The sequence below is a fragment of the Micromonospora sp. 4G55 genome (assembly GCF_016803375.1).
In genome coordinates, this window is sequence record NZ_JAEVHN010000346.1 from 1 (window position 1) to 6,459 (window position 6,459).

Below are 6,459 nucleotides of genomic sequence, written 5' to 3' on the forward strand. Positions count from 1 at the left end.
ATCTTCGACCCGCGTCGGATGCGGGGGAGGAACGGCGATGGCACCAGACATCGAAGTGGACGTGACGGCCGTGAAACGGCTGGAGGTGGCCGCCACCGGAGTGGCCAACGCGCTGGGCGCGCTGGAGAGCCGGGTGGTGGCCGCAGGCGATCTGCCCGACGGCGCCTTCGGTCACCTGCCGTTCGCCAGCGACATGCTGCGCGCCAAGTACGGCGAGCAGGTCGACGACGGCACGACGCTGTTCCGGGCCGGTCAGGACGCGTTCACCCGCGTCGGGGCGGCGCTGGGGTCCACCGCCGAGTCGTACGAGCGCACCGAGCAGGACATCGACTCGGGCTTCCGGGCGATGCGCGAGGGGATGGGCCGGTGAGCGGGCCCGCCGGCAGCGCCGTCCAGCTCTGGAACGGCATCGACAACGCGCTGTCGGGTGTGGAGGACGTGGTCGACAGCGTCTGCCGCACCCTGGCCTGGCCGCTCATCCAGCTGGTCGACATGGTCGACGGCGAGCCGGAGGCGCTGCGCGCCCGGGCCGGTGACTGGGACGCCCTCGCCGCCCAGGTGCGCGAGCTGGCGCTGAGCCACCGCGGCGTCCGCGAGGCCGAGCAGCCGGGCTGGCGGTCGCCGGCGGGCGAGGCGTACGGCAGGCGCCTCGCCGAGGTCGAGCAGCAGTTGCTGGACGTGGCGGGGCAGTTCACCGCCACCGCCGAGTACCTGCGCGGGGTCGCCGAGGCGCTGCAGATCGTGCACGAGGTGCTGGTCGACCTCTGCGTCGAGTTCGTCAACTGGATGCTGGTCACCCTGGTGACCGCCCTGCTCATGGCGCCGTTCACCGCCGGTGCGTCCTGGGCGGCCGGCATGGCGGTCACCGTGACCCGCGGCATGATCGTGCTCACCCGGTCGCTGAAGATCATCCGTCCGCTCGCCACCCACCTGCAGAAGGTCATCCGGCTGCTCCAGCGGGTCATGCTCTACCTGCGCAAGCTGCGCAACCACCTGGACAAGCTGGTGGACAAGCAGAAGGCGCTGCGGATGGGGCAGAAGGCGATCGACAAGCGGCGCGCCGCCGGCAAGGCCGACAAGTGGTTCCACAAGATCACCGACCCGGCGAAGGGCACCTTCAAGCTCGGCAAGTCCGGGTCGCCGTTCGACATGGGGACGCTGGAGCGGGCCGGCGCCCTGCGCGCGCACGGCCTGGCCGACGGCGGCCGGATGATCGCCCGGAACTGGGCCACCAACCTGCCCTGGAACGTGCCGAACTCGGTCGTGCACGGAGCGGTCTGGGGCGGCACCGCCCTGGTCAGTGGCCTGTCGGTGCCCGGCTCCGACCTGGTCGAGGACGAGATCGGCGAGGTGGTGCAGGGCGGCGCCGACTGGATCGACCAGAATGTCTTCGGGCAGCCACCCGCCGAGCAGCAGCCGGCGGGCCGCTGACCGGCGACCAAGGAGGTACGGCGTGACGGGTGGGTGGGGACGACTCGGGCGGCTCGGCGACGCGGTGCGCGACGGCGCGCGGGTGGCCCGCGACCGGGCCCGTGCGCTGCGCGACGAGTTCCGCACCTCCGACGAGCCGGAGCGGGCCCTGGTCGCCCCCCTGGTGACCGGGCAGGAGCTGCGCTACGTCGGCCTGGCACCGGTGCGGGCGCACGAGACGCACCGCGCCGGCAGCCAGTTCGTCGACCACGTCGGCACCGAGGTCGCCGAGGCGCTCGATCCTCGGGCGCTGTTCGGGTTGCTGAACATCGTCAACCCGGTGGCCTGGGTGGAGGCGGTGCTGACCCCGGTCCGGATCGTCGCCGGGGTGCTGCTGCTGCCCGGCAAGGCGGCCGCGCTCGCGGCGGGGTTGCCCGAGGCGGCCGGCCGGGACGTGGACGTCGAGCCCACCCCGGCTGTCCCGCAACCCCGGCCGGTGCTGCCGCTCACCGATGAGCAGGAGGCCTTCCGGGCGCTGTTCCGGCTCAGCCGCCACCGCCCGCTCGCCGACCAGCTCGCCGAGGTCGCCTACCGCCGCCGGTACGTCTTCAGCGGCGACCTGGCCACCCTCGCCGGCAGCCTGCTGCTGTTCCTGGAGCGCTACACCGGCACCCCGCTCGCGGTCACCGACACCCACCTGCACCTGCTGCGGATGGGTCGCCGCCCGGACGAGGGCCGGCCGGACCGGCGCGAGCCCCGGCTGCTGTGGAGCGTCGAGCGGCGACGGATCACCCGGATCGACTGCGACCACTCCTCGGCGCGGCTGATGCAGTTCCCGGCGACCCTGCACTTCGACGACGGCTCGTGGATCCGGATCGTCAACCCGGCCACCCGCGACGACCAGGCCCGCTTCCTGGCCGCCGTCCGGGAGATCCCCGGCGACCGGCCCACCCTCGACTGATCCGTCCGTCGGCGCGTCGGCCGGCCGGCCCGCCGGCCCCCGGGCCGCCGCCTCAGCCGTCGCGTTCCGGGTAGCCCACCGGCACGGCCGAGACGTCGTCCAGCGCCGTGGTGATCTCCGCCGGCAGGGTCATCCGCTCCACCTGGAGCGCGCCGAGGAGCTGCCCCACCGTACGGGCGCCCAGGATCGGCGCGGTGACGCCCGGCCGGTCCCGGATCCAGGCCAGCGCCACCTCCATCGGCGAGACGCCCAACCCGCCGGCCGCGGTGGCCACCGCCTCGACGATGCTGGAGCAGCGCGGCTCCAGGTAGGTGGCGACGAACCGTTCGAAGTGCGGCGAGGCGGCTCGCGAGTCGGCCGGCCGGCCGTGCCGGTACTTGCCGGTGAGCACCCCACGGCCCAGCGGAGACCAGGGCAGCACGCCCAGCCCGAGCGCGCCGCAGGCCGGCAGCACCTCCCGTTCGACGCCCCGCTCCAGCAGCGAGTACTCCACCTGCGCGGCGATCACCGGGCGCGCGCCGGCCAGGCCGCCTGCCATGCGGCGGCGCGGGCGGTCTGCCAGCCGGAGAAGTTCGACACGCCGACGTAGCGGACCCGCCCGCTGGCCACCGCGTGGTCCAGCGCCGCCAGGGTCTCCTCCAGCGGCGTGTCCGGGTCGTACCCGTGGACCTGCCACAGGTCGACGTGGTCGGTGTTCAGGCGGCGCAACGAGGCGTCCAGGGTGCGCAGCAGGTGCCCGCGCGAGCCGTCCCGGCGCCGGCCGCTGCCCGGCCGCAGCCCCGCCTTGGTGGCGATGAGCAGCTCGTCGCGGGGGACCAGGGCGCCCAGCAGCGAGCCGAGCACCGACTCGGCGTCACCGTCGCCGAAGACGTCCGCGGTGTCGACGAGGTTGCCGCCCGCGTCGAGGTAACTCTTCAGCTGGGCGGCCGCGTCGTCGGCGTCGGTGTCCCGGCCCCACGTCATGGTGCCGAGCGCGAGCCGGGAAACCGCCAGCCCGCTTCGGCCGAGCGGTCGCTGTTGCATGGGTGAACCTTATTTCGAACCTGGCGTCACGGATATCCTCGCTCCCGTCATCTCTGCCCGCCACGTCGCCGATCCGACCGTGGCCGGGCCTCGCGCCGGGCCGCGCGCTGGTCGCCGGGCACCCCGCAGGGCCCGGGTGAGCCGGTGATCGGGTCCACCGCCGCCATTGCGTACCCTGGTGCGACCTGTGGTGCGGATGGGGGAGGATCCAGTGCGACTAGGGCTCAGCCTCGGATACCAGACGGCGTGGAGCACGCCCGCCGACCACCTGGCGCTTGCCCAGGAGGCGGACCGGCTCGGTTACTCGGTGGTGTGGGCGGCGGAGGCCTACGGCTCCGACTCGCCCAGCATGCTGGCCTGGATGGCCGGCCAGACCCAGCGGATCGACGTGGGCAGCGCGGTGATGCAGATCCCCGCCCGGACCCCGGCCATGACCGCGATGACCGCGGCCACCATCGACGCGCTCTCCGGCGGCCGGTTTCGGCTCGGCCTGGGCGTCTCGGGGCCGCAGGTCTCGGAGGGCTGGCACGGCGTGCGGTTCGCCAAGCCGCTGGCCCGCACCCGCGAGTACGTCGACATCGTGAAGCTCGCGGTGGCCCGCAAGGAGGTGGCCTACGACGGCGAGCACTACACGCTGCCGCTGCCCGACGGTCCCGGTAAGGCGCTGCGGCTGGGCTTCCACCCGCCCCGCGAGCACATCCCGATCTACCTGGCCGCCGTCGGCCCGAAGAACCTGGAGCTGGCCGGCGAGATCGCCGACGGCTGGCTGGCCGTCTTCTACGCCCCGGAGTTCGCCGAGGAGCAGCTCGCCTCGGTGCGCGCCGGCCGGGCCAAGGCCGGCAAGGAGCTGGCCGGCTTCGACGTGGTCCCCTCCGTGCCGGTGGTGGTCGGCGACGACATCGCCACCTGCGCGGAGCTGGTCCGCTGGTACGCCGCGCTCTACGTCGGCGGGATGGGCAGCCGCCAGCAGAACTTCTACAACCAGCTCGCCACCCGGATGGGCTACGGCGACGCTGCCCGCGAGGTGCAGGACCTCTACCTGGCCAAGCGCCAGCGCGACGCGGCCGCCGCGGTGCCGATGGAGTTCATCGACCGCACCTCGCTGCTCGGCCCCAAGGAGCGCATCGCCGAGCGGCTGCGCGAGTACGCCGCGGCGGGCGTGACCACCCTCTCGGTGACCCTCTTCGTCGCCGACCGGGACAGCGGCGTGCAGACCCTGCGTACCGTCGCCGAGGCGCTGGAGCTGTCCGGGGTCGGCGAGTGACCTGGGTCGAAGCCATCGTCCTGGGCATCGTCCAGGGACTCACCGAGTTCCTGCCGGTCAGCTCGTCCGGACACCTGCGGATCACCTCCGCGATCTTCTTCGACCGGGACGCCGGCGCCTCCTTCACCGCGGTGACCCAGTTGGGCACCGAGGCGGCGGTGTTGATCTACTTCGCCAAGGACATCTGGCGGATCACCCGCACCTGGCTGCTCGGCCTGCGGGACCGCTCGGTGCGCGCCAGCCTCGACTACCGGATGGGCTGGTACGTGATCGTCGGCTCGATCCCGATCGGGCTGTTCGGCTTCCTGTTCAAGGATCAGATCCGCACCGCCGGCCGCAACCTGTGGGTGGTCGCCACCACCCTGATCGTGTTCGCCTTCGTGCTCGCCTTCGCCGAGTACTGGGGACGCCAGACCCGCACCCTGGAGAACTTCCGGATGCGCGACGGCGTGGTGATGGGCTTCGCCCAGGCGATGGCGCTGATCCCCGGGGTGTCCCGCTCCGGTGGCACGCTCACCGCCGGCCTGTTGCTCAACCTCACCCGGGAGGCGGCGGCCCGGTACTCGTTCCTGCTGGCCATCCCGGCGGTGGTGATGTCCGGGATCTTCAGCGTCGGTGACGTGTTCGAGCCGGCCGCGCCGGGCACCTCGGTGCCGAGCGTGGCGCAGATGGTGGTGGCCACCGCGATCGCCTTCGCCATCGGCTACGCCGCGATCGCCTGGCTGCTGCGCTACGTGGCCCATCACACCCTGTACGTCTTCGTGCTCTACCGGGTGGCGCTCGGCACGTTGGTGCTCGCGCTGCTGCTCACCGGCACGATCAGCGCGACCTGAGGCGTACCGGCGGCGACCGCCGGCGACGGCCCCCGACACCCTGGTGCCGGGGGCCGTCGCGCCTGCGGCCTGCGCCCAGGGCCTGCGTCGAAGCCCCTGGCCGGCCTGCGGCGGGCCCAGCCGGCGACCGGCCGCGTTGGAGATTCGTCCGGATACCGGTGTTTAATCCGGACGAATCTCCGCCTTGCCGGATCGCCGCCCGGACTCCGCCTCGGCTCGACCGAGGACTTCGACGCAGGCCCTAGGGTGGTGTCGTGGCGACCCTTCTGCTTCTGCGACACGGCCGGACGACGGCGAACGCCGACGGCGGCCTGGCCGGCCGCCAGCCGGTCGAGCTGGACGACACCGGCCGGGCCCAGGCCACCGCGGTCGGTGAGCGGCTGCGCGCCCTGCCCCTGGCCACCGTGGTGACCAGCCCGCTGATCCGCTGCCGGCAGACCCTGGAGCTGGCGCTGCCGCAGGTGCAGCCGGTGGTCGAGGAGGGCCTGATCGAGTGCGGCTACGGCGCCTGGGAGGGGCAGCCGCTGAAGAAGCTGGCCAAGGAGCCGCTCTGGCCGGTGGTGCAGCAGCACCCGAGCGCGGTGGTCTTCCCCGAGGGCGAGTCGATGGCGGCGATGGCGGCGCGGGCGGTCGCCGCGGTGCGCACCTGGGACGCCGCGGTCACCGCCGAGCACGGGCCGGAGGCGGTCTGGCTGGCGTGCAGCCACGGCGATGTGATCAAGGCCATCGTGGCGGACGCGCTCGGCGTACACCTGGATCTCTTCCAGCGCATCGTCGCGGACCCGGCGTCGGTCACCGCGATCCGCTACACGCCGCTGCGGCCCTTCCTGGTCCGGCTCAACGACACCGGCGGTGACCTCGCCGGGCTGGTGCCGCCGCCGCGTAAGCGCGCCGGCGGGCGACCCGGCCGACCGACTCGGACGCCGCGGTCGGCGGCGGCGCGGGGGCGGCCGGGTGAGGGGCCCCGC

General features: G+C 73.6%; 5 protein-coding genes and 2 pseudogenes. 6 read left to right on the top strand and 1 reads right to left on the bottom strand.

Annotated features, from left to right (window positions below; translation table 11 throughout):
* Positions 1–37 precede the first annotated feature (37 nt).
* Genes JNW89_RS23690 through JNW89_RS23700 form a run of 3 tightly spaced genes read left to right on the top strand, consistent with a single transcriptional unit; the run spans position 38 to position 2,371 of the window.
* Positions 38–370, top strand: coding sequence for a hypothetical protein (locus tag JNW89_RS23690; RefSeq protein ID WP_238450551.1), 333 nt, complete (start codon positions 38–40; stop codon positions 368–370).
* Positions 367–1,431 (top strand): WXG100 family type VII secretion target, encoded by a 1,065-nt coding sequence (locus JNW89_RS23695; protein ID WP_238450552.1) that lies wholly within the window; start codon positions 367–369, stop codon positions 1,429–1,431. The genes JNW89_RS23690 and JNW89_RS23695 overlap by 4 nt, the downstream gene beginning before the upstream one ends.
* Positions 1,432–1,453: 22 nt before the next feature.
* Positions 1,454–2,371 carry a hypothetical protein gene (locus JNW89_RS23700; RefSeq protein ID WP_238450553.1) on the top strand — a complete coding sequence of 306 codons (918 nt, stop codon included), beginning with the start codon at positions 1,454–1,456 and terminating at the stop codon, positions 2,369–2,371.
* 52 nt (positions 2,372–2,423) lie between these two features.
* Here JNW89_RS23700 and JNW89_RS23705 read toward each other — a convergent pair.
* Positions 2,424–3,394, bottom strand: a pseudogene (locus JNW89_RS23705) (aldo/keto reductase).
* A 211-nt stretch (positions 3,395–3,605) separates the two neighbouring features.
* On the opposite strand from JNW89_RS23705, the gene JNW89_RS23710 reads away from it, so the two are divergent.
* The 3 genes and pseudogenes from JNW89_RS23710 to JNW89_RS23720 all read left to right on the top strand — a co-directional run bounded on the left by JNW89_RS23710 (position 3,606) and on the right by JNW89_RS23720 (position 6,449).
* Positions 3,606–4,658, top strand: a complete 1,053-nt coding sequence (locus JNW89_RS23710; protein ID WP_088962358.1) for an LLM class F420-dependent oxidoreductase — start codon at positions 3,606–3,608, stop codon at positions 4,656–4,658.
* Entirely contained in the window at positions 4,655–5,491 is an 837-nt protein-coding gene (locus JNW89_RS23715; RefSeq protein WP_238450554.1) for an undecaprenyl-diphosphate phosphatase, read from the top strand. The genes JNW89_RS23710 and JNW89_RS23715 overlap by 4 nt, the downstream gene beginning before the upstream one ends.
* A gap of 254 nt (positions 5,492–5,745) precedes the next feature.
* Positions 5,746–6,449 (top strand): annotated as a pseudogene (locus JNW89_RS23720) (histidine phosphatase family protein).
* Positions 6,450–6,459: the final 10 nt, after the last annotated feature.